General features: G+C 71.5%; 21 protein-coding genes. 9 read left to right on the forward strand and 12 right to left on the reverse strand.

Annotated features, from left to right (window positions below; all coding sequences use genetic code 11):
• Window positions 1-13 precede the first annotated feature (13 nt).
• On the reverse strand, window positions 14-3,685 hold the full coding sequence (mfd, locus tag ID554_RS08420; RefSeq protein ID WP_117230425.1) for a transcription-repair coupling factor: 3,672 nt from the start codon (window positions 3,683-3,685) through the stop codon (window positions 14-16).
• 186 nt (window positions 3,686-3,871) lie between these two features.
• Here mfd and ID554_RS08425 point away from each other — a divergent pair, with 186 nt between their 5' ends.
• The 3 genes from ID554_RS08425 (at window position 3,872) to ppc (ending at window position 8,299) form a co-directional block, all read left to right on the forward strand.
• On the forward strand, window positions 3,872-4,417 hold the full coding sequence (locus tag ID554_RS08425; RefSeq protein ID WP_117230390.1) for a cyclase family protein: 546 nt from the start codon (window positions 3,872-3,874) through the stop codon (window positions 4,415-4,417).
• A 12-nt stretch (window positions 4,418-4,429) separates the two neighbouring features.
• Complete coding sequence (locus ID554_RS08430) at window positions 4,430-5,101, forward strand: hypothetical protein (RefSeq protein ID WP_117230391.1); 672 nt, start codon at window positions 4,430-4,432, stop codon at window positions 5,099-5,101.
• Window positions 5,102-5,512: 411 nt separating this feature from the next.
• Window positions 5,513-8,299 carry a phosphoenolpyruvate carboxylase gene (ppc, locus tag ID554_RS08435; protein ID WP_117230392.1) on the forward strand — a complete coding sequence of 929 codons (2,787 nt, stop codon included), beginning with the start codon at window positions 5,513-5,515 and terminating at the stop codon, window positions 8,297-8,299.
• 136 nt (window positions 8,300-8,435) lie between these two features.
• On the opposite strand, the gene ID554_RS08440 is transcribed toward ppc, so the two are convergent.
• Window positions 8,436-9,242, reverse strand: coding sequence for a hypothetical protein (locus ID554_RS08440; RefSeq protein ID WP_117230426.1), 807 nt, complete (start codon window positions 9,240-9,242; stop codon window positions 8,436-8,438).
• Window positions 9,243-9,351: 109 nt separating this feature from the next.
• Between ID554_RS08440 and ID554_RS08445 the strand changes: the two genes are divergently transcribed.
• Both ID554_RS08445 and ID554_RS08450 read left to right on the forward strand, forming a co-directional pair.
• A complete protein-coding gene (locus ID554_RS08445; RefSeq protein ID WP_117230393.1) occupies window positions 9,352-10,524 on the forward strand; it encodes a DNA recombination protein RmuC in 1,173 nt (390 codons plus the stop codon).
• A 162-nt stretch (window positions 10,525-10,686) separates the two neighbouring features.
• Window positions 10,687-13,953, forward strand: a complete 3,267-nt coding sequence (locus ID554_RS08450) for a S8 family serine peptidase (protein WP_117230394.1) — start codon at window positions 10,687-10,689, stop codon at window positions 13,951-13,953.
• A gap of 62 nt (window positions 13,954-14,015) precedes the next feature.
• Here ID554_RS08450 and ID554_RS31465 read toward each other — a convergent pair whose 3' ends face one another.
• The 3 genes from ID554_RS31465 to ID554_RS08465 form a co-directional block, all read right to left on the reverse strand.
• Entirely contained in the window at window positions 14,016-14,306 is a 291-nt protein-coding gene (locus ID554_RS31465) for a hypothetical protein (RefSeq protein WP_223884493.1), read from the reverse strand.
• A gap of 464 nt (window positions 14,307-14,770) precedes the next feature.
• Window positions 14,771-15,226: a hypothetical protein gene (locus ID554_RS08460; RefSeq protein WP_117230395.1), complete on the reverse strand. Its 456-nt coding sequence runs from the start codon at window positions 15,224-15,226 to the stop codon at window positions 14,771-14,773.
• 54 nt (window positions 15,227-15,280) lie between these two features.
• Complete coding sequence (locus ID554_RS08465) at window positions 15,281-16,270, reverse strand: 4-hydroxy-3-methylbut-2-enyl diphosphate reductase (protein WP_117230396.1); 990 nt, start codon at window positions 16,268-16,270, stop codon at window positions 15,281-15,283.
• 154 nt (window positions 16,271-16,424) lie between these two features.
• Here ID554_RS08465 and xseA point away from each other — a divergent pair, with 154 nt between their 5' ends.
• Both xseA and ID554_RS08475 read left to right on the forward strand, forming a co-directional pair.
• Window positions 16,425-17,678, forward strand: coding sequence for an exodeoxyribonuclease VII large subunit (gene xseA / locus ID554_RS08470; RefSeq protein ID WP_117230397.1), 1,254 nt, complete (start codon window positions 16,425-16,427; stop codon window positions 17,676-17,678).
• 28 nt (window positions 17,679-17,706) lie between these two features.
• On the forward strand, window positions 17,707-17,928 hold the full coding sequence (locus ID554_RS08475; RefSeq protein WP_117230398.1) for an exodeoxyribonuclease VII small subunit: 222 nt from the start codon (window positions 17,707-17,709) through the stop codon (window positions 17,926-17,928).
• Between the two features lie 76 nt (window positions 17,929-18,004).
• On the opposite strand, the gene ID554_RS08480 is transcribed toward ID554_RS08475, so the two are convergent.
• Both ID554_RS08480 and ID554_RS08485 read right to left on the reverse strand, forming a co-directional pair.
• Window positions 18,005-18,838, reverse strand: a complete 834-nt coding sequence (locus ID554_RS08480; RefSeq protein WP_117230399.1) for a hypothetical protein — start codon at window positions 18,836-18,838, stop codon at window positions 18,005-18,007.
• Between the two features lie 83 nt (window positions 18,839-18,921).
• The gene (locus ID554_RS08485; protein WP_117230400.1) at window positions 18,922-19,497 is read right to left on the reverse strand and encodes a DUF4245 domain-containing protein; all 576 of its coding nucleotides are present in this window, start codon (window positions 19,495-19,497) and stop codon (window positions 18,922-18,924) included.
• Between the two features lie 147 nt (window positions 19,498-19,644).
• Here ID554_RS08485 and glpX point away from each other — a divergent pair, with 147 nt between their 5' ends.
• Both glpX and ID554_RS08495 read left to right on the forward strand, forming a co-directional pair.
• Entirely contained in the window at window positions 19,645-20,676 is a 1,032-nt protein-coding gene (gene glpX, locus ID554_RS08490; protein ID WP_117230401.1) for a class II fructose-bisphosphatase, read from the forward strand.
• A 29-nt stretch (window positions 20,677-20,705) separates the two neighbouring features.
• Window positions 20,706-21,749: a DMT family transporter gene (locus ID554_RS08495; protein ID WP_223884638.1), complete on the forward strand. Its 1,044-nt coding sequence runs from the start codon at window positions 20,706-20,708 to the stop codon at window positions 21,747-21,749.
• On the opposite strand, the gene ID554_RS08500 is transcribed toward ID554_RS08495, so the two are convergent.
• The 5 genes from ID554_RS08500 to ID554_RS08520 form a co-directional block, all read right to left on the reverse strand.
• Window positions 21,679-22,332 (reverse strand): rhomboid family intramembrane serine protease, encoded by a 654-nt coding sequence (locus ID554_RS08500; RefSeq protein WP_117230402.1) that lies wholly within the window; start codon window positions 22,330-22,332, stop codon window positions 21,679-21,681. The genes ID554_RS08495 and ID554_RS08500 overlap by 71 nt on opposite strands.
• Window positions 22,333-22,446: 114 nt before the next feature.
• The gene (locus tag ID554_RS08505) at window positions 22,447-23,127 is read right to left on the reverse strand and encodes an aggregation-promoting factor C-terminal-like domain-containing protein (protein ID WP_117230403.1); all 681 of its coding nucleotides are present in this window, start codon (window positions 23,125-23,127) and stop codon (window positions 22,447-22,449) included.
• Window positions 23,128-23,322: 195 nt separating this feature from the next.
• Complete coding sequence (locus ID554_RS08510) at window positions 23,323-24,738, reverse strand: PhoH family protein (RefSeq protein WP_117230404.1); 1,416 nt, start codon at window positions 24,736-24,738, stop codon at window positions 23,323-23,325.
• Window positions 24,739-25,029: 291 nt separating this feature from the next.
• A complete protein-coding gene (locus tag ID554_RS08515) occupies window positions 25,030-25,362 on the reverse strand; it encodes a hypothetical protein (protein WP_117230405.1) in 333 nt (110 codons plus the stop codon).
• A gap of 28 nt (window positions 25,363-25,390) precedes the next feature.
• Window positions 25,391-25,735: a hypothetical protein gene (locus tag ID554_RS08520; protein WP_117230428.1), complete on the reverse strand. Its 345-nt coding sequence runs from the start codon at window positions 25,733-25,735 to the stop codon at window positions 25,391-25,393.
• Window positions 25,736-25,948 lie beyond the last annotated feature (213 nt).

The raw sequence follows: 25,948 nt of genomic DNA on the forward strand, positions 1-25,948 counted from the left end.
TCTCTCATGCCCCCTACCCACCGGTGCCACCAGCACCCACGGCCACCGCAGGGGTGCCGAGGACGTCGGAGAGCAACTGCGCGCACCACTCCAGCAGCGCCTGGTCGCGCAGCGGCTCGCCACCGATCCGACGGGTCGTCGGCCGGGGCACGCTGACCTGATCGAGCGCGGCCTTGTAGACCGAGTCCGGGTGGTAGCGCTTGAGCCGCATCTGCTTCGAGTCGGGCAGCGGCAGCGGCCCGAAGCGCAGGTGCTTGCCCTGCATGCTGACGTCGGTGAGCCCGTACCGCCGGGCCAGCAGCCGGAACCGGGCCACCGCGATCAGGTTCTGCACCGGCGCGGGCGGCTCACCGTAGCGGTCGGTCATCTCGGCCGCCACCTCGCGCAACCGTTCCTCGTCGCGCGCCTCGGCGAGCTTGCGGTACATCTCCAGGCGCAGCCGCTCCACGCCGACGTAGTCGTGCGGCAGGTGCGCGTCCACCGGAAGGTCGATCTTGACGTCCGTCTCCTCCTCGGGGCGTTCGCCCTTGAACGCCTGCACCGCCTCGCCGACCATCCGGACGTAGAGGTCGAACCCGACGCCCTCGATGTGCCCGGACTGCTCGCCGCCGAGCAGGTTGCCGGCGCCCCGGATCTCCAGGTCCTTCATCGCCACGTACATGCCGGCGCCCAACTCGGTGTGCTGGGCGATGGTGGCCAGCCGCTCGTGCGCGTGCTCGGTGAGCGGCTTCTCCGGCGGATAGAGGAAGTACGCGTACGCCCGCTCCCGACCCCGGCCCACCCGGCCCCGGATCTGGTGCAACTGGGCCAGGCCGAGCAGGTCGGCCCGCTCCACGATCAGCGTGTTGGCGTTCGGGATGTCGATGCCGGACTCCACGATCGTGGTGCAGACCAGGACGTCGAACTCCTTCTCCCAGAAGCCGACCATGACCTTCTCCAGGGCGTCCTCGCCCATCTGGCCGTGCGCCACCGCGACCCGGGACTCGGGCACCAGCTCACGCAGCCGCCGGGCCGCCCGCTCGATCGACTCGACCCGGTTGTGCAGATAGAAGACCTGCCCGTCGCGCAGCAGCTCGCGATGGATGGCGGCGGCCACCTGCCGGTCGTCCTGCGCCCCGACGGCGGTGAGCACCGGGTGCCGCTCCTCCGGCGGGGTGGCGATGGTGGACATCTCCCGGATGCCGGTGATCGCCATCTCCAGGGTGCGCGGGATCGGGGTCGCCGACATGCTCAGCACGTCGACGGCGGCCCGCATCGACTTGAGGTGCTCCTTGTGCTCGACGCCGAACCGCTGCTCCTCGTCGACGATGACCAGCCCGAGGGACTTGAAGCGGGTGGCGGCCGCCAGCAGCCGGTGGGTGCCGATGACGATGTCGGCGGTGCCGTCGGCGACCATCGCCAGCGTCTGCTCGGCCTCCTTGGGCGTCTGGAAGCGGGAGAGCTGCCGGATCGTCACCGGGAACTGGCTCATCCGCTCGGCGAACGTGTTGTAGTGCTGCTGCACCAGCAGGGTGGTGGGCACCAGCACGGCCACCTGCTTGCCGTCCTGGACCGCCTTGAACGCCGCGCGTACCGCGATCTCGGTCTTGCCGTAGCCGACGTCGCCGCAGATCAGCCGATCCATCGGGACGCTCTGCTCCATGTCCCGCTTGACCTCCTCGATGGCGGCGAGCTGGTCGGGCGTCTCCTGCCAGGGGAAGGCGTCCTCCAGTTCCCGCTGCCACGGGGTGTCCGGGCCGAAGGTGTGCCCCTTGGACGCCTTCCGGGCGGCGTAGAGCTGGATCAGCTGGGCGGCGATCTCCCGGACCGCCTTGCGGGCCCGCGCCTTGGACTTCTGCCAGTCCGAGCCGCCCATCTTGTGCAGCGTCGGCTGCTCACCACCGACATACCGGCTGAGCTGGTCGAGCTGGTCGGTGGGGACGAAGAGGCGGTCGCCGGGCTGGCCGCGCTTGCTCGCGGCGTACTCGATGACCAGGTACTCCCGGGACGCGCCGTTGACCGTACGCTGCACCAGCTCCACGTACCGGCCGATGCCGTGCTGCTCGTGCACCACGTGGTCGCCGGCCCGCAGCTCCAGCGGGTCGATGGTGTTGCGCCGCCGGCTCGGCATCTTGCGCATGTCCCGGGTGGAGACGCCCCGGCCACCGGTGACGTCGCTGCCGGTGAGCAGCACGAACCGGGCCGCCTCGTCGACGAAGCCGCCGGTGAGGCTGCCGCAGGTGACCAGCACGTCGCCCGGCGCGGGCGCGTCCGGGACCCGCTCGGTCATCCGGGCCCCCAGGCCACCGTCGCGGAGCACCTCCACGGCCCGCTGGGCGGGGCCGTGCCCCTCGAAGACCAGCGCGATCGACCAGCCCTCTCCGGTCCAGCGCGTCAGGTCGGCCACCACCCGGTCGGTCTCGCCGTGATAGAGCGGCGCGGGCTGGGCGCTCAGGCTCACCCCGATGGCGTCGTCGGGGGTGACGTCGACCGCCTCCGGCGCGTCCTCCCACGGCTGCCGGTCGGGGGCAGCGTCCGGCTCGGCCAGCCCGAACGGGGACAGCGTCCACCAGGGCCGGCGCTGGGTGGCGGCGGTCGCGCGGACGTCGGCCAGGGTGCGGAAAGCGGCCGCGCCGAGGTCGATCGGGGCCTGGCCGCCGACGGCCGCGGCGGCCCAGCTCGCCTGGAGGAACTCCTCCGAGGTACGCACCAGGTCGTGCGCCCGGGTGCGGATCCGCTCCGGGTCACAGAGCAGGACGTGGGTGCCCTCGGGCATGCAGTCCAGCAGCAGTTCCATCGAGTCGTCGCCGATCAGCACCGGGGCGAGGGACTCCATGCCCTCCACCGGTACGCCGCCGGCCAGCTTGTCCAGGATCTCGGCCAGCTCCGGGTGCTGCCCGGCCAGCGCGGCGGCCCGTTCCCGCACAGCCGGGGTGAGCAGCAGTTCCCGGCAGGGCGGCGCCCAGAGTTGGGGCACCTGGTCGATGGTGCGCTGGTCGGCGACGGCGAAGGTACGGATCTCCTCCACCTCGTCGCCCCAGAACTCGACCCGGGACGGGTGCTCGTCGGTGGGCGGGAAGACGTCCAGGATGCCGCCACGTACCGCGAACTCGCCCCGTTTGGTGACCAGGTCGACCCGCGCGTACGCCATGTCGGTCAACCGGCGCGCCACCTGCTCCAGGTCGGCCTCGTCCCGGGCGGACAGCCGCACCGGCTCCAGGTCGCCGAGCCCCTTGAGCTGCGGTTGCAGCATCGATCGGACCGGTGCCACGACCACCCGCAGCGGCCCGGTGCGCCCGTGCGCGTCCGCCGAGTCCGGGTGGGCCAGCCGGCGCAGCACGGCCAGCCGCCGGCCGACGGTGTCCGAGCGCGGCGAGAGCCGCTCGTGCGGCAGCGTCTCCCAGCTCGGGAAGATCGCCACCTGCTCGGCGGGCAGCAGCCCACCCAGCGCCGCGACCAGGTCCTCCGCCTCGCGGCTGGTGGCGGTGACCGCCAGCACCGGCCGCCCGGCACCGCCGGCCGCCGTGTCCCGCCCCTGGTCGGTGGGGTCCGCGGCGACGGCGGCGACCGCGAACGGGCGCAGCGCCGGTGGCGCGGTCAGGTCGAGGCCGTCGACCTGAGCCGCACCCGAGCGCGCCAGGTCGCGCACACGGGCCAGCCCCGGGTCGGCCAGGGCGGCGGCGAACAGTCCGGTGAGCGCAGTCATGATCACTTCCGCGGGTGAGGACACGACGATCACCCCGCGTCCGTCTGGACGGGGGGTTCCACCGGTCGACACTATCTCCCCGGCCCGACGGTCCACCGCCGTCCACGGCGGTCGCGGGTCCGGCCGCCTGGTCGGGCCAGCGGAGAGATCTTGACGGCTGTCCACCGCTGTGGTCGGCTCCCCGGCATGAACGGGGAATTTCGCGCGCAGTTCGACGCGGACGTCGCCTTTGCCAACGGCGGCGGGCTGCGTGCCGAAGGGTTCCGGCTGGACATTCCGGGCCAGACCATCACCGACGAGGACCTGGCGGCGCTCTTCGTCCGGCACCTCGGGCTGCTGATGGTGGCCGAGGTACGGATCGCCAACACCGGGACGTACCTGGACACGCCCGCGCACCGGTACGCCGACGGCAGCGACCTGGCCGGCGTCGGCCTGGACCGTCTGGTCGACCTGCCCGCGCTCGTGGTGCGCCTGCCCACCGGTGCCGAGGCACTTGTCGACGCCGGTGTCGCCCTGGTCGGCATCGACTCCGTCAACATCGACGACATGAGCCCGGCGGCGGGCGGTACCCGTCCCGCCCACAGCACCCTGCTGGCCGCCGGAGTGCCGATCGTGGAGCACCTGACCGGACTCGATCAGCTCCCGCCCGACGGCTTCCGATTCACCGCCGCCCCGCCGAAGGTCGCCGGCATGGGCACCTTCCCCGTCCGCGCCTACGCCCGTATCGACTGAGACCGGAGAACCGTGACCTACCCGCCCCCCGGATACCCGCCCCAGCCGCCGTACGGCGGTCAACCGCCGCAGCCGCCCTACGGCGGTCAACCGCCGGGTCCACCCCCGACCCCCGTCGTCAAGCGCATCCCCGAGGACCAGCCCTTCGTCGTACGCCCCAACCTCGTCAAGCGTGGTCTGCTCCTCGGCGGGGTCCTCCTGGCCGCCCTCGGCCCGATCATCTGCTGCGTCGGCCTCGGCCTCCTGGGCCCGATGACCGTGGAGGTGATCTCCAGCGACTTCCTCGGCTTGGTGATCATCCTGGGTTGCCTGATCGCCCTGATCGCCCTGCCGGTCGGCCTCCAGCTCTGGCTGATCGGCTCCGGTGGACCGGTACTCGCGCTGAGCTACGAGGGGCTCTGGATCCGGAGCCGCCCCACCCGGGGTCAGGCGATCTGGCTGCCGTGGGAGGCCGTCGCGCTGATCTCCCGCCGCCGGTGGAGCCTGGAGAAGATGCTGGTGATCAAGCCGCACAGCCCGGCGACCATGCCGAACCTCGGTGGCTACACGGCGTTCGACAGCGCGCCGTTGAACCTGCTGTACGGCTCCGGACTGGTCGCCACCCTAAACTTCGCCGACAAGCCCGAGGCGGAGATCCTGGCGGCCGTCGCCCACTACAGCGCCGGCCGCTGCCACCTCACCTGAGCGTCGACGGGGTGACGGGCCGCCCGCCACCCCGCGCTCGGACCGTCAGTAGCGGACCGAGATGCGGCGGTCGACCGCGTCGGGGGCGTACTCGGCGAACGCCCGGGTCACCGCGGCCCGCTGCTCCCGGGCGTGGCTTCGGCGGGTAGCGCAACGACGACATGGGCCGACGGTACCGCCCGCCGCAGCGTGGCCTTGATCACCGCAGCTGGGCGGGCTTACCCCCGCAATCGGCGTCTGCACCCGTCGCCACCAGCGCGGACACTCCCCACCCCACCCCCGGGTGTAAGGAGGGGACCCTTCCTATACAAAAGGCGATAACAAGGGTCCCCTCCTTACACCCGGGTGCGCGCGGATACGATCGGGGGAGTCGGACAGCGCTGTCCTTCGTACTCACGTAAGGAGCGCACGGTGACCGACCAGCACGATCACGACGGCCCCGACGCCGCCCTGCGCGCCGACATCCGCCGGCTGGGCACCCTGCTCGGGCAGACCCTGGCCCGCCAGGAGGGCCGCCCCCTGCTCGACCTCGTCGAGGAGATCCGCGCCCAGGTCCGTACCGACGCCCCCGCCGCCGCCCGGCGGTTGGGCGGGCTCGACGTGACCACCGGCACGAAACTGGCGCGCGCCTTCTCCACCTATTTCCACCTGGCCAACATCACCGAGCAGGTGCATCGGGCGCGGGACCTGCGACGCCGCCGCGCGGTGCAGGGCGGCTGGCTGGACCAGGCGGCCAAAATGATCGCCGAGCGCGGCGTACCGGCCGAGGAGATCGCGTCGGTGGCCCGCCGGCTGGCGGTACGCCCCGTCTTCACCGCCCACCCGACCGAGGCGGCCCGCCGCTCGATCCTGTCCAAGCTGCGCGCCATCGCCGACGAACTGGACACCGAGACGGCCAACGCGATCCTCTACGGGGCCAGCGACGAGGGCCCGGCCAACCGTCGGCTGGCCGAGCTGCTCGACCTGATGTGGCAGACCGACGAGCTGCGGCTGGACCGGCCGGACCCGACCGACGAGGCCCGCAACGCCATCTACTACCTGCGCGACCTGTACGCCGAGGCGGCCCCGCAGGTGCTCGACGACCTCGCCGAGACGCTGCGCACCCTCGGTGTGGAGACCTCGCCGACCGCCCGGCCACTGACCTTCGGCACCTGGATCGGCGGCGACCGCGACGGCAACCCCTTCGTCACCCCGACGGTGACCCGCGAGGTGTTGGCCATCCAGCACGAGCACGGGCTGACCGCCACCGAGGCGGCGATGGAGGAGCTGATCAACGAGGTCTCCGTCTCCCGTCGGCTGCGCAACGTGTCGCTGGACCTCTCCGCCAGCCTCGCCGCCGACCTGGACGCGCTGCCCGAGGTGGCTCCCCGGTTCCGCCGGGTGAACGCCGAGGAGCCGTACCGTCTCAAGGCCCGCTGCGTCCGCGCCAAGCTGGCCAACACGCGGGCCCGGCTGCGCCAGGGCACCCCGCACGTGCCGGGCCGCGACTACCGGGGTTCCGCCGAGCTGATCGCCGACCTGGAGCTGCTGCGCGCCTCGCTGGCCCGCAACTCCGGGCAGCTCACCGCCGTCGGCCGGCTCGCCTCGACCATCCGCACGGTCTCCGCGTTCGGCCTGCACCTGGCGACCATGGACGTCCGGGAGCACGCCGAGAAGCACCACGAGGTGCTGATCCAGCTCTATCGGGCGGTCGGCGAAGTCGAGGACTACCCGGCGTTGACCCGGTTGGAGCGCACCAAGCTGCTCGCCGACGAGTTGACCGGACGCCGGCCGCTCTCCACCGCCGACACCCCGTTGACCGACTCGGCACGCAAGACGTTCGACGTGTTCGGTGCCATCCGCGAGGCGCAGGACCGGTTCGGCACCGAGGTGATCGAGTCGTACATCATCTCGATGACCCTCGGCGTGGACGACGTCCTCGCCGCCGTGGTGCTGGCCCGCGAGGCCGGTCTGGTCGACGTGCACAGCGGCCGGGCGCGGATCGGGTTCGTGCCGCTGCTGGAGACTCCGGCCGAGCTGAACTCCGGCGGCGAGTTGCTCGACGAGCTGCTGTCGCTGCCCGCGTACCGGGCGCTGGTGGCCGCCCGGGGTGACGTGCAGGAGGTGATGCTGGGCTACTCCGACTCCAACAAGGAGGCCGGCATCACCACCAGCCAGTGGTCCATCCACCGGGCGCAGCGGGCGCTGCGGGACGTGGCGGCCCGGCACGGGGTACACCTGCGGCTGTTCCACGGGCGGGGCGGCACGGTGGGGCGTGGCGGTGGGCCGACGCACGACGCCGTCCTGGCCCAGCCGTACGGCACGCTCGACGGCGCGATCAAGGTGACCGAGCAGGGTGAGGTCATCTCCGACAAGTACACGCTGCCCGCGCTGGCGCGGGAGAACCTGGAGCTGACCGTGGCCGCGGTGCTCCAGGCGACCCTGCTGCACACCGCGCCCCGGCAGCCCGCCGAGATGCTGGAGCGCTGGGACGCGGCGATGGACGTGGTCTCCGAGTCGGCGTTCCGGTCCTACCGGTCGCTGGTGGAGGACCCGGACCTGCCGGCGTACTTCTGGGCGTCCACCCCGACCGAGTTGCTCGGCGCGTTGAACATCGGTTCCCGGCCGGCGAAGCGCCCGAACACCGGCGCCGGGCTGGGCGGGCTGCGGGCCATTCCGTGGGTGTTCGGCTGGACCCAGACCCGGCAGATCGTGCCCGGCTGGTTCGGGGTGGGGTCAGGTCTGGCCGCCGCCAGGGAGGCCGGCTTGGCCGACGTGCTGTCCGAGATGCACCGCAACTGGCACTTCTTCCGCACGTTCCTGTCGAACGTCGAGATGATGCTGACCAAGACCGACCTCGGCATCGCCCGCCGGTACGTGGAGACCCTCGTGCCGAAGAAGCTGCACCCGATCTTCACCAAGATCGAGGAGGAGTACGAGTTGACCCGGCGGGAGGTGCTGGCGGTCACCGACTCGCCGGACCTGCTGGAGAACTCCCCCGTGCTGCAACGCACCCTGGCGGTCCGCGACACCTACCTGGAACCGCTGCACCACCTTCAGGTGGCGCTGTTGCAGCAGTACCGCGACTCCGGTGCCGCCATTCGGGCGGTGGCCACCGCGCCGGGCGGCCGACGGGCCCCGGGTGACGGTACGGTGCTGGAGCGCGCCCTGCTCACCACCGTCAACGGCATCGCCGCCGGGATGCGCAACACCGGCTGACCGCCGCGAGGTTTGGGAAGCGCTGAAAGGAAGGGTCCCCTCCTAACGCCTGGTGTATAGGAGGGGACCCTTCCTAACATCTGCGGGCGCTGCCACGACACATCTGCGGGCGCTGCCGCGATGTCAGAACGCGACGTCAGAAGTCGCCGCCGCCGAAATCACCACCACCGAAGTCGCCGCCGCCGAAATCACCACCACCGAAGTCGCCGCCGCCGAAATCACCACCGCCGTAGTCACCACCACCGAAGTCGCCACCGTCGCTGCCGTCGCCGCCGTCGCCACCGAAGTCGCCGCCCTGGTCGTCCAGGCCCGCCGCCGCACCGGCGTCGTAGCCGGGGTCGCCGAACGAGGGCGAGAAGAGGGCGTCGGCGATCAGCATGCCGCCGAGCACGCCGACCCCGGCTCCCAGCGCCGTCTTCCACCAGGGGGTGGAGTACCAGCCGGCCGGTACCGGCCGGCCCTGCATCCGCCCGCCCGGGTAGTAGTACGGCGTGTCGCCGCCCGGCTGCGGGCCGGCCTTGAACGTCTGGCCCTGCACCTGGACCTGGCGCGGCACCGTCAGCTCGCCGGCACCGCTCGCGGCTGCCAGCGGCGGCAGCGGTGGCCCGGGGTCGATGCCGAGCGCCGTCCGGGCCGCCCGGACGTAGGTCAGTCCCTCCACCGCGGTCTCCCGGGCCAGCCGGTACTGCGTGATGCTCCGGGCCTGCTCCAACTGCGAGCCGGCCGCGTGATAGCGCTCGGCCGCGTCGGCCAGCGACTGGCGGACCGCCGGATCGTCGCCACTGAGCGTCATCACCTGCCCACCGAGGCGTTCGTACCAGCGTCGGGCGTCGGCTTGGACATCGGCGAGGTTCCGGGCGTCCCGCGCGGCGCGCTCCCGCTGCCACCAGACGAACGCGCCGACGAGACCTGCGACAAGGAGTACGACCAGCAGAAATTCCACCACTCCAACGTACCCGCCAGCTGCCAGCGACCCACCTCGTGACGAGGTCGAACGCGGCACGCGGTACCGGTCGAGGCGCGAAGCGCTCATCTTTGGCAAGCTCGTCAGGATGGAGCTTTCGACCCTGGCCGTTGTCGTCGTCTGTCTCGGTGCCGGCGGTGCGGTGGGCTGGTTCGCCGCGCGGGCCCGTTCGGCGACCGAGATCGCCCGGCTGGACGCCACCCTGCGCGCCACCCGTGAGGGCGAGGGGCGGCTGGAGCAGTCGATGCGGGCGTTGAGCTACGAGGCGACGGCCCAGTCCCAGGAGGCGGTGGCCCGGGCGGTGGCACCGCTGCACGACACGTTGCGCCGCTACGAGCAGCGGGTGGCCGAGTTGGAGCGGGACCGCGTCGACGCGTACGCGGAGCTGCGCGAACAGGTGCGGTCGATGAGCACGGTCTCCGGTGAGCTGCGTACCGAGACCAAGCAGTTGGTGGCGGCGCTGCGCGCTCCGCAGGTACGCGGCCGGTGGGGCGAGCACCAGTTGCGGCGGATCGTGGAGGCTGCCGGGATGCTGGAGCACTGCGACTTCTCCGAGCAGGTCACCGCCGCCACCGACCACCAGACGGTCCGTCCCGACATGGTGGTCCGGCTGCACGGTGGCCGGAGTGTGGTGGTGGACGCGAAGGTGCCGTTCGACGCGTACCTGACCGCGATGGAGGCGCGCGACGAGCGGGGGCGGGACACCCATCTCGACCTGCACGCCAAGCACCTGCGGGCACATGTGGACGCGCTGGCGGCCAAGTCGTACTGGGCGGCCTTCGAGTCCACCCCGGAATTCGTGGTCCTCTTCGTACCTGCCGACCCGTTCCTGGACATGGCGTTGCAGCGCGATCCCACGCTGCTGGAGCACGCGTTCACCCGCAACGTCGTGCTGGCCACGCCGGCCACCCTGGTCGCGCTGCTGCGTACGGTGGCCTGGTCGTGGCGGCAGGAGCAGCTCGCCCGCAACGCCCTGGCGGTCCACACGCTGGCCCGGGAGCTGTACGGTCGGCTGTCCACACTCGGCGACCACGTCGGCAAGCTCGGCGCGTCGCTGGGCGGCGCGGTGACCGCGTACAACCGGGCGGTGGGTTCGCTGGAGGCGCGGGTGCTGGTCAGCGCGCGCAAGCTGGCCGAACTGGGCGTTTCCGACCAGGAGCTGGCAGTGCCGCATCAGGTGGAACTGGCGCCCCGGCAACCGCAGGCGCCGGAACTGATCGGCGATGGTCCCACAACAGACGGTCGATCTCGACCGGACTAATCAGACTCTTACCACCTTCGATGTGACATTGCGCGTCTCGCGTATCACGAGATGGTCACAACGTACCTGCCGGTAGTGACATCGATGGTCGGCACCACGAAGGATTCGCCTCACGCGTGCCCTGCATCTGAGGGCGCCTGAGTTCTCTGGAGGAAAGAGAACGTGAGTAAACCCCGAATCCTGAGCCGGCGTACCTCCGCCGCGCTCTTCGCCTCGGTCATGGCGGCCGGCGCCGTGACCGTGGTGGGCGGTACCGCCACCGCGAGCGCCGCCCCTGCCGGATCCGACACCGCGCAGGCCACCCCCGCCGAGGTGCTCGGCGACCACGACGCCAAGCTGCTCTCCGAGGCGGAGGCGAAGAAGGCCCCCACCGTCACGATGATCGTCGCCACCGACAAGGGCAAGGCGAAGGACGTCGCGGACGACCTCAAGGACCTCGGTGCTGCGGTCACCGAGCGCTACGACACCATCGGCTACGTGCTGGCGAAGGTGCCGACCGGCAAGGCGGTCAAGGCCGCCATGCTGCCCGGCGTCGCCGAGGTCGACCTGGACGAGACGATCCAGTTGCCCGACCCGAAGCCGGAGGTCGTCCAGGGCGCCAAGAAGGCCGCCAGACAGGGCGCGACGCTCAGCGGCCCCGGCGCTGGGACGCCCGCCGACAACCCCTACATGCCGTCCGGCGAGATCGGTGCGGTCAAGTTCGTCAAGCAGAACCCCACGTGGGACGGGCGCGGCGTCACCATCGGCATCATGGACACCGGTGTGGACCTGGAGCACCCGGCGCTACAGGTGACCACCACCGGCGAACGCAAGATCGTCGACTCGGTGACCGCCACCGACCCGTTCGAGGACCCCACCTGGCGGCCGATGATCACCCAGGTCACCGGGCCGACGTTCACCGTCGCCGGTCGCACCTGGACCGCACCGGCCGGCACGTACCGGTTCAACCTGTTCAGCGAGAGCATCACCGCCAACAGCGAGCCGGCCGGTGACGTCAACCGCGACGGCGACACCACCGACCAGTTCGGCATCCTCTTCGACCCGGCGACCAACAACGTCTGGGTGGACACCGACCAGGACGGCGACTTCACCGACGAGGCCCTGATGCGGCCGTACAAGGAGAAGTTCGACGTCGGGTACTTCGGCACCGACGATCCGGCGACTCCGGTCACCGAGCGGATGTCGTTCGTGGTCGAGTACCGCAAGAACGTCGACACCACCCCGCTCGGCGGCCCCGGCCTGGTCGACTACGTCAACATCGGCATCATCGAGGGCGCGCACGGCACGCACGTCGCCGGCATCACCGCCGCGAACAGCATGCTGGGCAACAGCGCCTTCAACGGCGCCGCCCCCGGCGCCAAGATCGTTTCCTCGCGCGCCTGCTCCTGGGGCGGCGGCTGCACGTACGCCGCGCTCACCACCGGCATGGCCGACCTGGTGATCAACCGCGGCGTCGACGTGATCAACATGTCGATCGGTGGCCTGCCGGCGCTCAACGACGGCAACAACGCCCGCGCCACCCTCTACAACAACCTGATCACCACCTACGGTGTCCAGATGTTCATCTCGGCCGGCAACTCCGGCCCGGGTGTGAACACCATCGGCGACCCGTCGGCGTCGAGCAACGTGGTCAGCGTGGCGGCCAGCATCAGCAAGGACACCTGGCTGGCCAACTACGGCTCGGTGGTGAAGAAGAAGAACGCGTTGTTCAACTTCTCCTCGCGCGGCCCGCGTGAGGACGGCGGCGCCAAGCCGAACATCGCCGCGCCGGGTTCGGCCATCTCCGCCACCCCGGTCTGGCAGGCCGGCAGCCCGGTGCCCGAGGCCGGCTACACCCTCCCGCCGGGCTACGGCATGTTCAACGGTACGTCGATGGCCTCCCCGCAGGCCGCCGGTGGTGCCGCGCTGCTGCTCTCGGCCGCCAAGGCCACCGACAAGGGCGTGACGCCCGCCGCGCTGCGTCGGGCGATCTACAGCTCGGCCAAGCCGATCGCGGACACCCCGACCTTCGGGCAGGGCTACGGCATGTTCAATGTGCCGGGTGCCTGGAAGCTGCTGCGCAAGAGCAGCGAGCCGAACGACTACACCTCCGAGGCCCCGGTCTGCACGGTGCTTTCCAACCAGCTCGCCACGCCCAACCGCGGCACCGGTGTCTACAACCGGTGTGCCGCAGCCGACGGCGGTCACAGGATCAACCAGTCGAAGTCGTACCAGGTCAAGCTGACCCGGACCAGCGGCCCGACCGGCAACGTGCGGCACAACATCGGCCTGCACGGCAACAACGGCACGTTCAAGGCGCCGAAGAACGTCACGCTGCCGCTGAACAAGACCGTCACCATCACGGTGACCGCCAAGCCGAAGACCGCCGGGGCGCACGGCACGATCGTCACGGTCGACGACCCGAGCACCAACACGATCGACTTCGAGTTCTCCGCAGTCGTGGTGGCCTCGAACGACGTGAGCAAGCCCGCCTTCGCCTACTCGGCACGGGGCACGGTGGATCGCAACAACACCACCTCGTACTTCGTGACGGTGCCGCCGGGTGCCGGTGCGCTGCAGGTGAACCTCTCCGGCATCGCCACCGGGTCACAGACCCGCTTCATCGCCATCAACCCGTACGGCGTCCCGGTGGAGAGCACCTCCAGCCTGGCCTGCTACACCAACTTCGCCAGCACGGTCGTCTGCAACGCGTTCGAGCGTGACTACCAGAACCCGCTGCCGGGTGTCTGGGAGATCGAGGTGGAGTCGCGGCGGACCTCGCCAGCGCTGAACAACCCGTACCAGCTCCAGGCACGGGTGCAGGGCATCACGGTCGAGCCGGCCGTGGTCGAGCTGCCGGCGGTCACCGCCGGTGTCCCGACCCCGGTGACCTGGTCGCTGAAGAACGCCTTCGGCCCGGTCTCGGTGACCGGCCAGGGTGGCCCGCTGTCCAGCGTGCACACGGAGCGGCCGACCATCGTCGAGCTGGCCCAGCAGGAGTTCACCGTCGAGGTGCCGGCGGGCGCCACCAGCTTCACCGCCCGCATCGGCAACCCGTCGAACGCCAGTGCCGACCTGGACCTGTTCATCTACCGGGGCACCACCCTGGTCGGGCAGCAGGCCGACGGTGACTCGGAGGAGGCGGTGACCCTGACCAACCCGGTCGCGGGCACCTACCGGGTCGTCGTGGACGCGTACGCGGTGGACGGCGCCGGTGGCAGCACCGCGTACGACTACCGGGACTCGTTCTCGTCCCCGTCGCTCGGCACCCTCTCCGCGTCGGGCGGCACGCTCACCCTGAACAACGGCGCCACCGGCAGCCTCTCGGGCTCGGTGACCGCCCAGTCCGCCCCGCCCGCGGGCCGGGCGCTCTACGGTGAGCTGGCCGTGGTGACCACGGAAGGCGCGGTCGTCGGCCGCGGCGCGGTCTCCGTCGGCGCAGTGAACTGACACCACCACCGCACCACCAGGAAGCCCGTCTCCGGTCCACCCGGAGGCGGGCTTCCGCCTTCCTAGCCGGAGGACGGCACGCGGTTACTGGTCAGACCGGCGACGAGCAGGAGGTATGCGGCCAGCTCCACGGCGGCCGGCAGCGCCGGCACCGGCGCCGGCAGGGACGTGGTGGCGCCGATCGCGGTGAAGATGCTCCCGCGATCCGCCGAATAGGGCAACGGCACCATGCCGAGGGCCGCGTCCAGGTGCAGCAGGGCGGCCGGTGCCAGCAGGGCGACACCGACGGCGGCGAGCCGGTACCCGCGCCCGAACAGCAACGCGGCCAACACGATCGCACCCAGCGCGAGCACGAGCGGAGGCAACGCGACGACGAGCAGTTCCGTGACGGCTTACCGGTCGTCCCGGGGCCGGAGCGACTCGGAGTCCCGCACGGCGAGATGAACCTGCACCACCGAGGTTGACATCCGATGGGCCCGGCCGGAACACCTGCCACAACCTGCCGGTGGGCTCGGCGGGCATCGTGCGGTACGCGTCGACGACCGGCGCGACGAGGGCCAGCGGTACGGCCCAGCGAGCCACCCGCGCACCTGCCAGCAGCGCGTACGCCACCAGGAGCGCCAGCGCAGTCAGTTCGGCGTGCCGGAGGATCGGCACGCCGGTGAGCACACCGAGGACGTGGAGTACGGCGAGAACAGCCGTGGCGGCGAGGAGTATCGGCCGGAAACGCACCCGGCGCATCCTGCCAGCAATCGATCTTCGCCGTGGTCCCCTCGGTCGCTCACCACCGCGCCGATGATGGAGTTCTGGCGAGCGTTCAGGCGCGCTTGGCGGTGGCCACCTCGAAGGGGATGCCCTGCTGGCACGTCGTCATCAGGGTCGCGTTGGGGCGGCCGGTCACGATGACCGAGGCACCGGCGCTGAGCACGTCACGTGCGCCGCCCACCAGCAGGTAGCCGTCGAGCAGCAGGCAGCCGGCCTCCACGCCGGCCTCGATCCGGCCGGTGAGCGTCATCTCCCCCGTCGTGGTCGGAGGCGAGGTCGGTACGCCCCGGGTCTTGCCGGGCGGCGGCGGGCTGGCCGGAGCCGTCGGGTCCACCGGGTCGGAGGGCGGGGGCACGGGGCCGGTCGGATCCGGGGTCGGCAGCTCGGTCACGGGTGACGCTCCCGTCGGGGTGGGTGCGGCGGGGCCGTTGCCGGCGTCCTGACCGCCGCAGGCGACGAGCGCCGTGCAGACGATCAGCGCGGTGGCGACGATCCGAATGGTCCTCATGCCAGCTCTGACGTGTCCGGAAGGTCAACCGTTCCATCGGCGCGGGCCGACGGATCAGCTCCGGGCCGCCGCGGCGGCCTTCATGTCGCGCTTGAGTTCCTGCGGCAGCGAGAAGGTGAGCCGCTCGTTGGCGGTCACCACCTCCTCGACGTCGCCGAAACCGCGCTCGGCGAGGTACGCCAGCACCTCCTGGACCAGCTCATCCGGCACGCTCGCGCCGGAGGTGAGGCCCACCGTGCGGGCGTCGGCCAGCCAGGCGTCGTCGATCTCGTGGGCGAAGTCGACCAGGTGTCCGGCGCGGGCGCCGGCGTCCAGGGCCACCTCGACCAGCCGTACCGAGTTGGATGAGTTGCGCGACCCGACCACGATCACCACGTCGCACTCGGCCGCGATCTCCTTGACCACGTGCTGCCGGTTGCTGGTGGCGTAGCAGATGTCGTCGCTGGGCGGCGACTGGAGCAGCGGCAGCCGCTTCTTGAGCCGGGCCACGGTCTCCAGGGTCTCGTCGACCGAGAGCGTGGTCTGCGACAGCCAGACGACCTTGCTCGGGTCGCGCACCGTGACGCCGTCGGCGTCCTCGGGGCCGTCCACAAGCTGGATGTGGTCGGGGGCCTCGCCGGAGGTGCCGATGACCTCCTCGTGGCCCTCATGGCCGATGAGCAGGATGTCGTAGTCCTCGGCGGCGAACCGCTTGGCCTCCTGGTGCACCTTGGTCACCAGCGGGCAGGTCGCGTCGATCGCCTTGAGCGACCGCTCCTTCGCCTGCTCGTGGACCTCGGGCGCCACGCCGTGCGCCGAGAAGATGACGGTGGCTCCCTCCGGAACCTCCTCGTTCTCCTCGACGAAGATCGCGCCCTGCCCCTCCAGCGTCCGCACCACGTGCTTGTTGTGCACGATCTCCTTGCGGACGTAGATCGGGGCACCGTAGAGCTTGAGCGCCTCCTCGACGGTCTGCACCGCCCGGTCGACGCCCGCGCAGTAGCCACGGGGCTTCGCCAACAGCACGCGCTTACCGGTCCCGGAAGTCCTCTCGCTCTCAGTCACGCCCCCCATCGTACGTGCCGCCCGCGCACCCGGCAGCGACCGCGCCCCTGCGCCGGGCCCGTCGATCATGCGGCCGCCGCGTGTCGTGGAGACAGACGCCGCCGCCCGGGTCATGATCAGCGAAGCGGTGGGTGGATGGGCTTAGGGTGGGCGGGTGAGTACGGGTGGGGGGACGGCGACGGGGAGCGGAACGGCTGCCGGCACAGCGGCCAGCACGGCGGAGGAGCCGTGGCCGGTGCGGGTGGTCAGCCAGAAGATCGGCGCCTGGGTGGCGCGTCTGGGCTGGGTCTGGGTCGACGGGCAGGTGGCGCAGATCAGCCGGCGGCCGGGCGCCAGCACCGTGTTCCTCACGCTGCGTGACCCGTCGGCCGACCTGAGCCTGACCGTCACCACCAATCGGGACGTGCTCGACACCGGCGCACCGGAGTTGCGCGAGGGTGCCCGCGTGGTGCTGCACGCCAAGCCGGAGTTCTACGCCGCCCGGGGCACGCTCAGCCTGCGCGCCGACGAGATCCGCCAGGTCGGTCTCGGCGAGTTGCTGGCCCGGCTGGAGAAGCTCAAGAAGCTGCTCGCCGCCGAGGGGCTGTTCGACCGGTCCCGCAAGCGCCGACCGCCGTTCCTGCCGCAGCGGATCGGGCTGATCACCGGCCGGGCCAGCGCCGCCGAGCGGGACGTGCTGACCAATGCCCGTCGCCGCTGGCCGGCGGTGGAGTTCCGGACGGTGAACGTGGCCGTGCAGGGTTCCGGTGCCGTGCCGCAGATCGTCGACGCGCTCAAGGTGCTGGACGGCGACCCGAGCATCGACGTGATCATCCTGGCCCGGGGCGGCGGCGGCATCGAGGACCTGCTGCCCTTCTCCGACGAGGCCCTGTGCCGGGCGGTGTTCGCCTGCCGTACGCCCGTGGTCAGCGCGATCGGCCACGAGACGGACGCGCCGTTGGTCGACTACGTGGCCGACGTCCGCGCGTCGACTCCCACCGACGCCGCCAAGCGGGTGGTGCCCGACCTGGCCGACGAGGTACGCCTGATCGGCCAGGCCCAGCACCGGCTGCGGCGCGCGGTGCACAACCTGGTCGACCGCGAGTCGCACCGGATCGAGGCCCTGCGCTCCCGACCGGCGCTGGCCCGCCCGCAGGCGATGGTGGAGCAGCGGGCCGTCGACCTGGCCGCCCTGCGCCAGCGGGCCGCGCGCTGCCTGGACCACCGCATCGCCGCCGCCGACGACGACCTGCGGCACACCCTGGCCCGGCTGCGCGCGCTCTCGCCGGCCGCCACCCTGGACCGCGGGTACGCGATCGTGCAGCGCGCCGACGGTCACGTGGTCCGCGCCGCCACCGACGTCGCGCCCGGTGACCCGCTGCGGGTACGCGTCGCCGACGGTGAGCTGTCGGCCACCGTGAACCCCTGACCGTGCCGGCCCTGTGGAGAGGGAAGCGATGACTGACGAGAAGACCGACGGGTCGGACGAGCGGCTCAGCTACGAGCAGGCCCGCGCCGAGCTGGCGTCGGTGGTGGAGCGGCTGGAGGCCGGTGGCACGTCGCTGGAGGAGTCGCTGGCCCTGTGGGAGCGCGGCGAGGCGTTGGCCGTGATCTGCCAGCGTCGGCTCGACGGCGCCCGCGCCCGGATCGACGCCACCCGCCAGGAGTCGACGAACTGACGTCGTACGTGCCCGGACACGGCGCGGCGGGAGCCTCCAGGCTCCCGCCGCGTCTCGTCGTCCCTGCGGAGACCGCTTACCTGAACAGGTTGTACAACTCCGGCGGCGCCTCGACGACCTGGTCGGCCGGCGGCTTCTGCGCGGCGGTCGCGCTGCCGTAGTCGCTGTACGTCATCTTGATCTCCTGGCCGGCGGCCTGCCCGGTCGGCGGCATCCGCAGCACCAGTTCGGTGAGTCGGCCCTGCTCGTCGGTGGTGGCGGTGAAGGGCACCGCGTTGGCCTCGGGGCCGAGCGCGGTGATCACGCCCTGGTCCAGCGAGCCGGCCTCGGCGGCCTTGGAGGCGTCGATGGTGCCGGCGAAGTTGCCGTCGCCGGTGCGCTGCACCTCGGTGACGGCCTGGGTGAGCACGGCGCTCCCGGCCGGGTCGACCTGGTCGAAGTCGAAGCCGAGGGTACGGTCGCCCTGGATCCGGTTCTGGTCGAGGTGCTGGAACTTGCCGAGGTTCAGCCGGTCGAGTCCGGGCACGCTGGTCGCCGCGCTTCCCTTCAGGTCCACCTTGACCCAGCTGTCCGGCTTGGCGTGGATCAGGTCGAGGCTGATCGCCAAATCGTCGGTCGGCTCGCCGAGGCGTACCCGGATCTCGGCGCTCTGGCTCGGTTGGTGCACCTGTCCCTCGGCGGTCGAGCCGACGCCGGACATGGTGAACCGGAAGTTGCCGTTGCTGATCTCCTTGGTCGAGTCCAGCAGCGCCTGCTTGGCCTCGGAGTCGGCGGCGGGTGCGCCGGAGCCGGTGGCGGACGGTGTGGCGGTGGTGGTGGGTCCGGCGTCACCGGAAGTTGTGCAGGCGGCGACTCCAGGCGTGAGCAAGGCGGCGGCCATGAGACCGGCGCTCAGTCTTCGGATGGTCATCGGTGTCTCCCAGCAGGGTCACCCGACGCTTTCCGCGCCGGTGGCTCCCCTCTCCTGTTCCCTGCCGACGCCACTCGCAATCATCAGTCGACGGCGCTGGCCATCTCGCGCAGCTCGTTGTCCCGGGCGTCGCCGACCACGATCACGGTCCGCTCCGGTTCGAGCAGCACCAACGCCTGCTCGTTGCCCCGCCCGGTGTACCGCTGCCAGGCGCCGGAACCGAGGTCGGCCTGCCCCTGCGGCCGTCCCTCCCCGGTCAACTCGGTGGGCAGCAGCCGCTCCGGCGGCACGTTGCTCTGCACGAGTTGCAGACCCCGGCCCTCGGGAGTGAGATAGCCCACCCGCAGGGTCGCGCCGTCCTCGGTGGTCCGGTACGTCGCGCGTACAGTCTTCCAGCCGTCGGGCAGCCCGGCCGGTTCGGTCACCGGGAAGGCGGCGGCCGAGCGCGCCTGCTCGAAGGTGGGCGTCGGGTCGACCGTGCTCGGCTCGTCCCCGCCGAGGAAGCCCCGGGAGAAGGCGATCAGCAGGGCGATCGGGACCAGCAGCACCAGCAGCGAGACGGCCATGTCCCGAGGTCGGCGCTCGGACCGGCCGGGCGCGGCCTCGGCCGTCGACGGCTGGTCTGCGGGTACGCGGTCGGCAGGCTGTGCGGGTTCCACCCGGCCATTCTCGCAGCCGCCCGACCGGCGGTATCCGGCCCATCACCGCCCCGCCCCGGTCACGCGTCCGCCATCGTGTGAGGATCAGGAACGAAGCCGGTAGCGCCGGCCCGGTCAACCCCGCACCGCCGCGAGGAGGAGCCGTTCATGACGACCACCAGGACGCGTACCCCACAGAACCTCGACCGCAACATCGCCCTCGACCTGGTCCGGGTGACCGAGGCTGCGGCCATGGCCGCCGGTCGCTGGGTCGGCCGGGGCGACAAGGAGGGCGGTGACGGCGCCGCCGTCGACGCCATGCGCAAGCTGATCAACTCGATCCCGATGAAGGGTGTCGTGGTGATCGGCGAGGGCGAGAAGGACAACGCCCCGATGCTCTTCAACGGTGAGGAGGTCGGTGACGGCACCGGTCCGGAGGTGGACGTCGCGGTCGACCCGATCGACGGCACCACGCTGATGAGCAAGGGCATGCCGAACGCGCTCGCGGTGCTGGCGGTCGCCGAACGGGGTGCGATGTTCGACCCGAGCGCCGTGTTCTACATGGAAAAGCTGGCGGTCGGCCCCGCGTACGCGGACGTGATCGACATCAACGCCGGGGTGGCCGACAACCTGCGCCGCATCGCCAAGGTCAAGGGCACCGGCCTCGACGAGGTGACGGTCTGCGTCCTCGACCGGTCCCGGCACGACAGTCTGGTGGAGGAGATCCGGCGTACCGGGGCGGGCATCCGGTTCATCTCCGACGGCGACATCGCCGGTGCCATCGCCGCCGCCCGGGGCGAGTCCGACGTCGACGTGCTGATGGGCATCGGCGGCACCCCGGAGGGGATCACCGCCGCCTGCGCGCTCAAGTGCATGGGCGGGATGATGCAGGCCAAGCTCTGGCCGCGGGACGACGCCGAGCGGGAGAAGGCGCTCGCCGCCGGGCACGACCTGGACCGGGTCCTCACCACCGACGACCTGGTCACCGGGGACAACTGCTTTTTCGTGGCGACCGGTGTCACCTCCGGTGACCTGCTGCGCGGCGTGCGCTACCGCTCGGGTGGGGCGTACACGCAGTCGATCGTGATGCGGTCCAAGAGCGGCACCATCCGGGTGATCGACTCGTACCACCGGTTGGAGAAGCTGGCGCTCTACTCGGCGGTGGACTTCGACGGTCGGCCGCTGGACGAGCAGGATTGAGTCAGGGGGCGACGGCGACCGGGCCGACGGTGTCGGCCGGTCGGCGGGCCGGCGCGGTGGCGCTGGGTGCCGTCGCCGGGGTCGCCGTCGCCGTCCAGTCCCGGATCAACGGCGAGCTGGGCGTACGACTCGACGACGGGGTCGCCGCCGCGCTGGTCTCGTTCGGCCTGGGGCTGCTGGTGCTGGTGGTCCTGGGGGTCGCCACCGCGACCGGGCGCCGGGGCCTGGCCGCGCTGCGCGCCGCGCTCGGCTCGGGCAGGCTGCGGCTCTGGCAGTGCCTCGGCGGGGTCTGCGGGGCGTTCCTCGTCTTCACCCAGAGCGCCACGGTCGGTGCGCTCGGCGTCGCCGTGTTCACCGTGGCGGTCGTCGCCGGTCAGTCCGGCAGCAGCCTGGCCGTCGACCGGGCCGGGGTCGGCCCGAGCGGGCGGCAGCCGGTGACTCCCGCCCGGCTCGCCGGTGCGGTGCTCACCGTGGCGGCGGTGCTGCTGGCCGTCGGGGACCGGCTGGCCGAGCCGGCCACCATCGGCCTGGCCCTGTTGCCGCTGCTGGCCGGGGTCGGGGTGGCCTGGCAGCAGGCGGTGAACGGGCGGGTCCGCGAGGCCACCCGGAGCACGCTGACCGCCACGCTGGTCAACTTCGCCGTCGGCACGGCGGCTCTGCTGGCCGTCTTCACGGTCAGCCTCGCCGTGCGCGGCGTGCCCTCCGGTGACCTGCCCGCCGAGCCGTGGCTCTATCTCGGTGGACCGATCGGGGTGGCCTTCATCGCGGTGGCCGCGGCGGTGGTCCGCCTCACCGGCGTACTGCTGCTCGGCCTGGCCACCGTCGCCGGCCAGGTCGTCGGCGCGGTCATGCTGGACGTGCTGCTCCCCTCGGTGGACACCCGCCCGGCCGCGAGCACGGTGCTCGGCGCGGCCCTCACCCTCGTCGCGGTGGTGATCGCCGCGCTCGGTGGGCGGGTCGGCGCGACCGCACGGGTCCGGCGGCGGCGCGGCGAAGCCGAGGTCAGGGCATCGTCATCGGCGACTCGGAGCGGTACGGCCCGTCGAGGTCGGACCGGCGGCGACGGAAGATGATCGCGGCCACGATGCCGCCGAGCAGCCCGAACAGGTGCCCCTGCCAGGAGATCCGCTCGTCGGTGGGCAGGACGCCGACCAACTGGCCGCCGTAGAGCAGACCGACCAGCAGGAAGACGGCGAAGTTCCACCAACTCCGCTCGAAGATGCCCCGGGTCAGCAGGATGCCGAGATAGCCGAAGATGACGCCGCTGGCGCCCACCACGATCGTGTTGGGCGAGCCGGTGAACCACACTCCCAACCCGCTGACCAGCACGATCACCAGGGTCGACCAGAGGAACCGCCGGGCGCCCGCGGCCAGCACGAAGGTGCCGAGCAGGATCAGCGGGATGCTGTTGCTGTACAGGTGGTCGAAGCCGTGGTGCAGGAACGGTGAGAAGAAGACGCCGTCCAGCCCGTCGATGCGCTGCGGGATGATGCCGGCGGCGGCGTCGAAGCCGGCGCCGAGCCACTGGTCGAGGCCCTCGATCAGGAAGAGGACCGGCACCACCGCGCACATGGCGACGAAGGCTCGGCCGATGGAGGCGTAGAAGGCATCGGTGCCGAACCGGTGAGGGTCGCCGCTTCCGGGCTGCAGGGTCACCTGTCAACAGCTATCAGCTATCGCGGGCAGCCGCCACTTTTCGCCCACCACCGAGACGACGGCGGCGGTACGCGAGTGCCGTGTACCGCCGCCGTCGAGGTGCTCAGGTGGGATTCAGTAGTAGCCCGAACTCTGCGACTTCGCCCAGGCGCCGCAGGGGTTGCTGTACCGGCCCTTGATGTAGCCGAGCCCCCAGGTGATCTGGGTGACCGGGTTGGTCTGCCAGTCGGAGCCGACCGAGGCCATCTTGTTGCCCGGGTACGCCTGCGGGATGCCGTACGCGCCGGAGGAGGGGTTGCGGGCCTTGTGGTTCCAGCCGCTCTCCTTGTTCCACAGCTTGTCGAGGCAGGGGAACTGGTCGATCTTGAAGCCTGCGTCGATCATCATCGCGCAACCGACCTTGCGGTTGCCGCTGTACTCCGCGCACGAGGCGGGGATGGGGCCGTCGTAGGGCCGTGCGGCACGAGCCGCCGCAGCCTCCTCCCGGGCCTTCCGCTCCTCCTCGGCCTTCTTGCGCGCCGCCTCTTCGGCCTTGCGGGCCTTCTCGGCGGCGGCACGGGCCCGCTTCCTGGTCTCGGTGGCCTGTTCCCGAGCGGCGCGCACCTGACGGGAGACCTGCTGCGGCTCCTGCCGGTACTCGACGTCGATCTCGGTGACACTTCCGGCCACCTGCGCGCCTGGGCCCTGGCGCTGAGACTGGCGGTCCTCGCTGAGGTAGAAACCGCCGGCCACGCCCATGCTCAACAGCGCGACGGCTGTGGCGCGGGCGGTGAACCGGCTCCATGGCCGACTCACGTGGTGATCCCTTCGTCGGGGTCAGGGACGTGGCGTGACCTACAGCCGTACCGGGCCGAGGCGCGCCGCGAGCGCCCGCCGCCGGTGAGCGCCCGCTGGACACCATCGCGCACGGTGTGGCTGATGGGAAACCGCCAGCCTCAATTGTGACATGGGTCACGGTAAATAACAGCCTTAAAACTCCCTAAACGGGTGTCATTGGGGGACATCCTCCAGCAGGTCGGTCACCATCGCGGCGATCGGAGATCGCTCCGAACGGCTGAGCGTGACGTGCGCGAACAGGTGATGATCCTTGAGCGCCTCGATCACGGCGGTGACACCGTCGTGCCGGCCGACGCGGAGGTTGTCCCGCTGCGCGACGTCGTGGGTCAGCACCACGCGGGAGCCCTGGCCGATCCGGGACAGCACGGTCAACAGGACGCCGCGCTCCAGCGACTGCGCCTCGTCCACGATGACGAACGCGTCGTGCAGGCTCCGGCCCCGGATGTGGGTCAGCGGCAGCACCTCGAGCAACCCCCGGGAGGTGACCTCCTCCAGCACGTTCTCGTGCACCACGGCACCGAGCGTGTCGAAGACCGCCTGCGCCCAGGGCGACATCTTCTCCGACTCCGAACCCGGCAGGTAGCCCAGCTCCTGGCCGCCGACGGCGTACAGCGGGCGGAAGACGACCACCTTCTTGTGCCGGCGGCGCTCCATCACCGCCTCCAGCCCGGCGCAGAGCGCGAGAGCGGACTTGCCGGTGCCGGCCCGACCACCGAGCGAGACGATGCCGATCGACTCGTCGAGCAACAGGTCGAGGGCGATCCGCTGCTCCGCCGAGCGCCCGTGCACCCCGAACGCCTCACGGTCGCCACGCACCAGCCGTACGGTCTTGTCGGGTAGCACGCGGGCAAGCGCCGAACCCCGGGCGGAGTGCAGCACCAGACCGGTGTGACAGGGCAGGCCGGCGGCGTCGTCCACGTCGATGGTCTCGCCGCCGTAGAGCCGGGCGATGTCGTCCTCGCCCAACTCCAGCTCCGCCATCCCGGTCCAGGTCGGGTCGCTCGCCTGGCCGTGCCGGTACTCGTCGGCCCGCAGCCCGACCGAGGCGGCCTTGACCCGCAACGGCATGTCCTTGCTGACCAGCGTCACCTCCCGCCCCTCGGCGGCGAGATTCAACGCGACGGAGAGGATCCGGGCGTCATTGGACTCGTTGCGGAAGCCGGGCGGCAGCACCCCGTCGTCGGTGTGGTTCAGCTCCACCCGCAGCGTGCCGCCGACGTCGTTGGCGGGCACCGGCCGGTCCAACCGGCCGTGGCGCACCCGCAACTCGTCCAGCGTGCGCAGCGACTGTCGGGCGAACCAGCCCAACTCGGGGTGGTGTCGTTTGCCCTCGAGCTCGGAGATCACCACCAGCGGCAGCACCACCTCGTGCTCGGCGAAGCGGTGGAACGCCGCAGGGTCGCTGAGCAGGACTGAGGTGTCCAGGACGAAGGATTGGCCCGCTGGTCGGGGCTCCCTGGTGTCCGCCGACCCGGCCGCGACGGTACGGCGGCTGCGGGTGGTGCGGCGAGTCGTGGCAGTCGAGGCCGGGGTCTGGTCAGCACCGGCGGTCGTACGGCGAGTCGTCACAGGCCTGCTCCGGCGGATGGGCACCCGGCCACCCGCGGTCCGCCTCCTCCGGTGCCCGACTGACACGGGGTCGGATGCGGGCCCCGTGTGCGAGGTCGCAGGCCGGGCGGGCCGGCTGGCCCGGGACAATCCCGCGCCATGCCTAGACGCTAGCCGCCCGCACCCGTCCCGGCTAGTGGCCTTTCGTTGACTGCTGGTGCCGTGAGCACGGTCGGCGGGCCGGTATCGGCGGACCGGCCGGGATGCATGCCCCCTGCGCGCATCCCGGCCGGTGGGCCACCGCGACCGGTCTCAGCCGGTTCGCCGGACCAGGGCGCCGGTCGGGTGCCGCCCGACGACCGAGGCGGCCGGCTCCGTGAACGACGATCCGGTGTACGTGGTGCCAGAGCGGACCACCGTGGCGGAGACCCGCTTGGCGGGTGCGGTGACCGCGAGGGCGGAGGCGATCGCCGCCTGCGCGTCCCGGCGGCGCCGGTTCCAGGCTCCCCGGTCACCGTCGAAGTACCCCTGCCGGTAGCCGAAGCGGTAGCCGATCCGGTAGCTGAGCTGCCCGTGCAGCCGGCCGGCGGCGTAGCTGGTCGCGGCCAGCGCCAGGACGAGGAAGATCGCGAGGGACGGGCTCATCCGGCGGCTCCGGTCCCTCGCCCGCGCGTCATTTCTCCTCCGGTTCGACAGTGGTGGGATCGGCGACCAGCAACCGGTCGAGATCGTCGGTGCCGATCTCCTCGACCAGCTCGACACTGATCCGGCAGCCGTCCATGACCACCTCGGCCACCGAGGACCGGCGGATCTCCCCACCGGCGTCGTAGACCCGGACACTGAGTTCCGGGCAGCCGAGGTGGGTCCGCCAGGCGTTCCACTCGGCCCGGTCGCCGACGGACAGCGACAGGTAGCGACAGCCCCGGGCGAGATAGAGCCGCCACGGCGCGATCAGTCCGGCGGCGACCCCCTCCGCGATCAGACCGAACGCCTGGGCACGGGTCGCGAGTTCGGTCACCACTCCTCCCTCGCACCGAGCGCGTGACGCAGCTGAGCACCAATCGTCTCATTCACGTGACACACCGTAGGTTGTCCCATGGGCGTGACAGTATCAGCTTTTCGTTCGTTTGCCTCCGCTCCCACGGACATCTATCCTGCGCAGGTGACACCCCTCAGGAGCGGCGCTTCATCCCGTATCGCCCGGTCGACATCAGCGTCACGCAAGCGTGAC

Origin of the sequence: Micromonospora craniellae (assembly GCF_014764405.1) — a bacterium.
Classification (GTDB): Bacteria; Actinomycetota; Actinomycetes; order Mycobacteriales; family Micromonosporaceae; genus Micromonospora; species Micromonospora craniellae.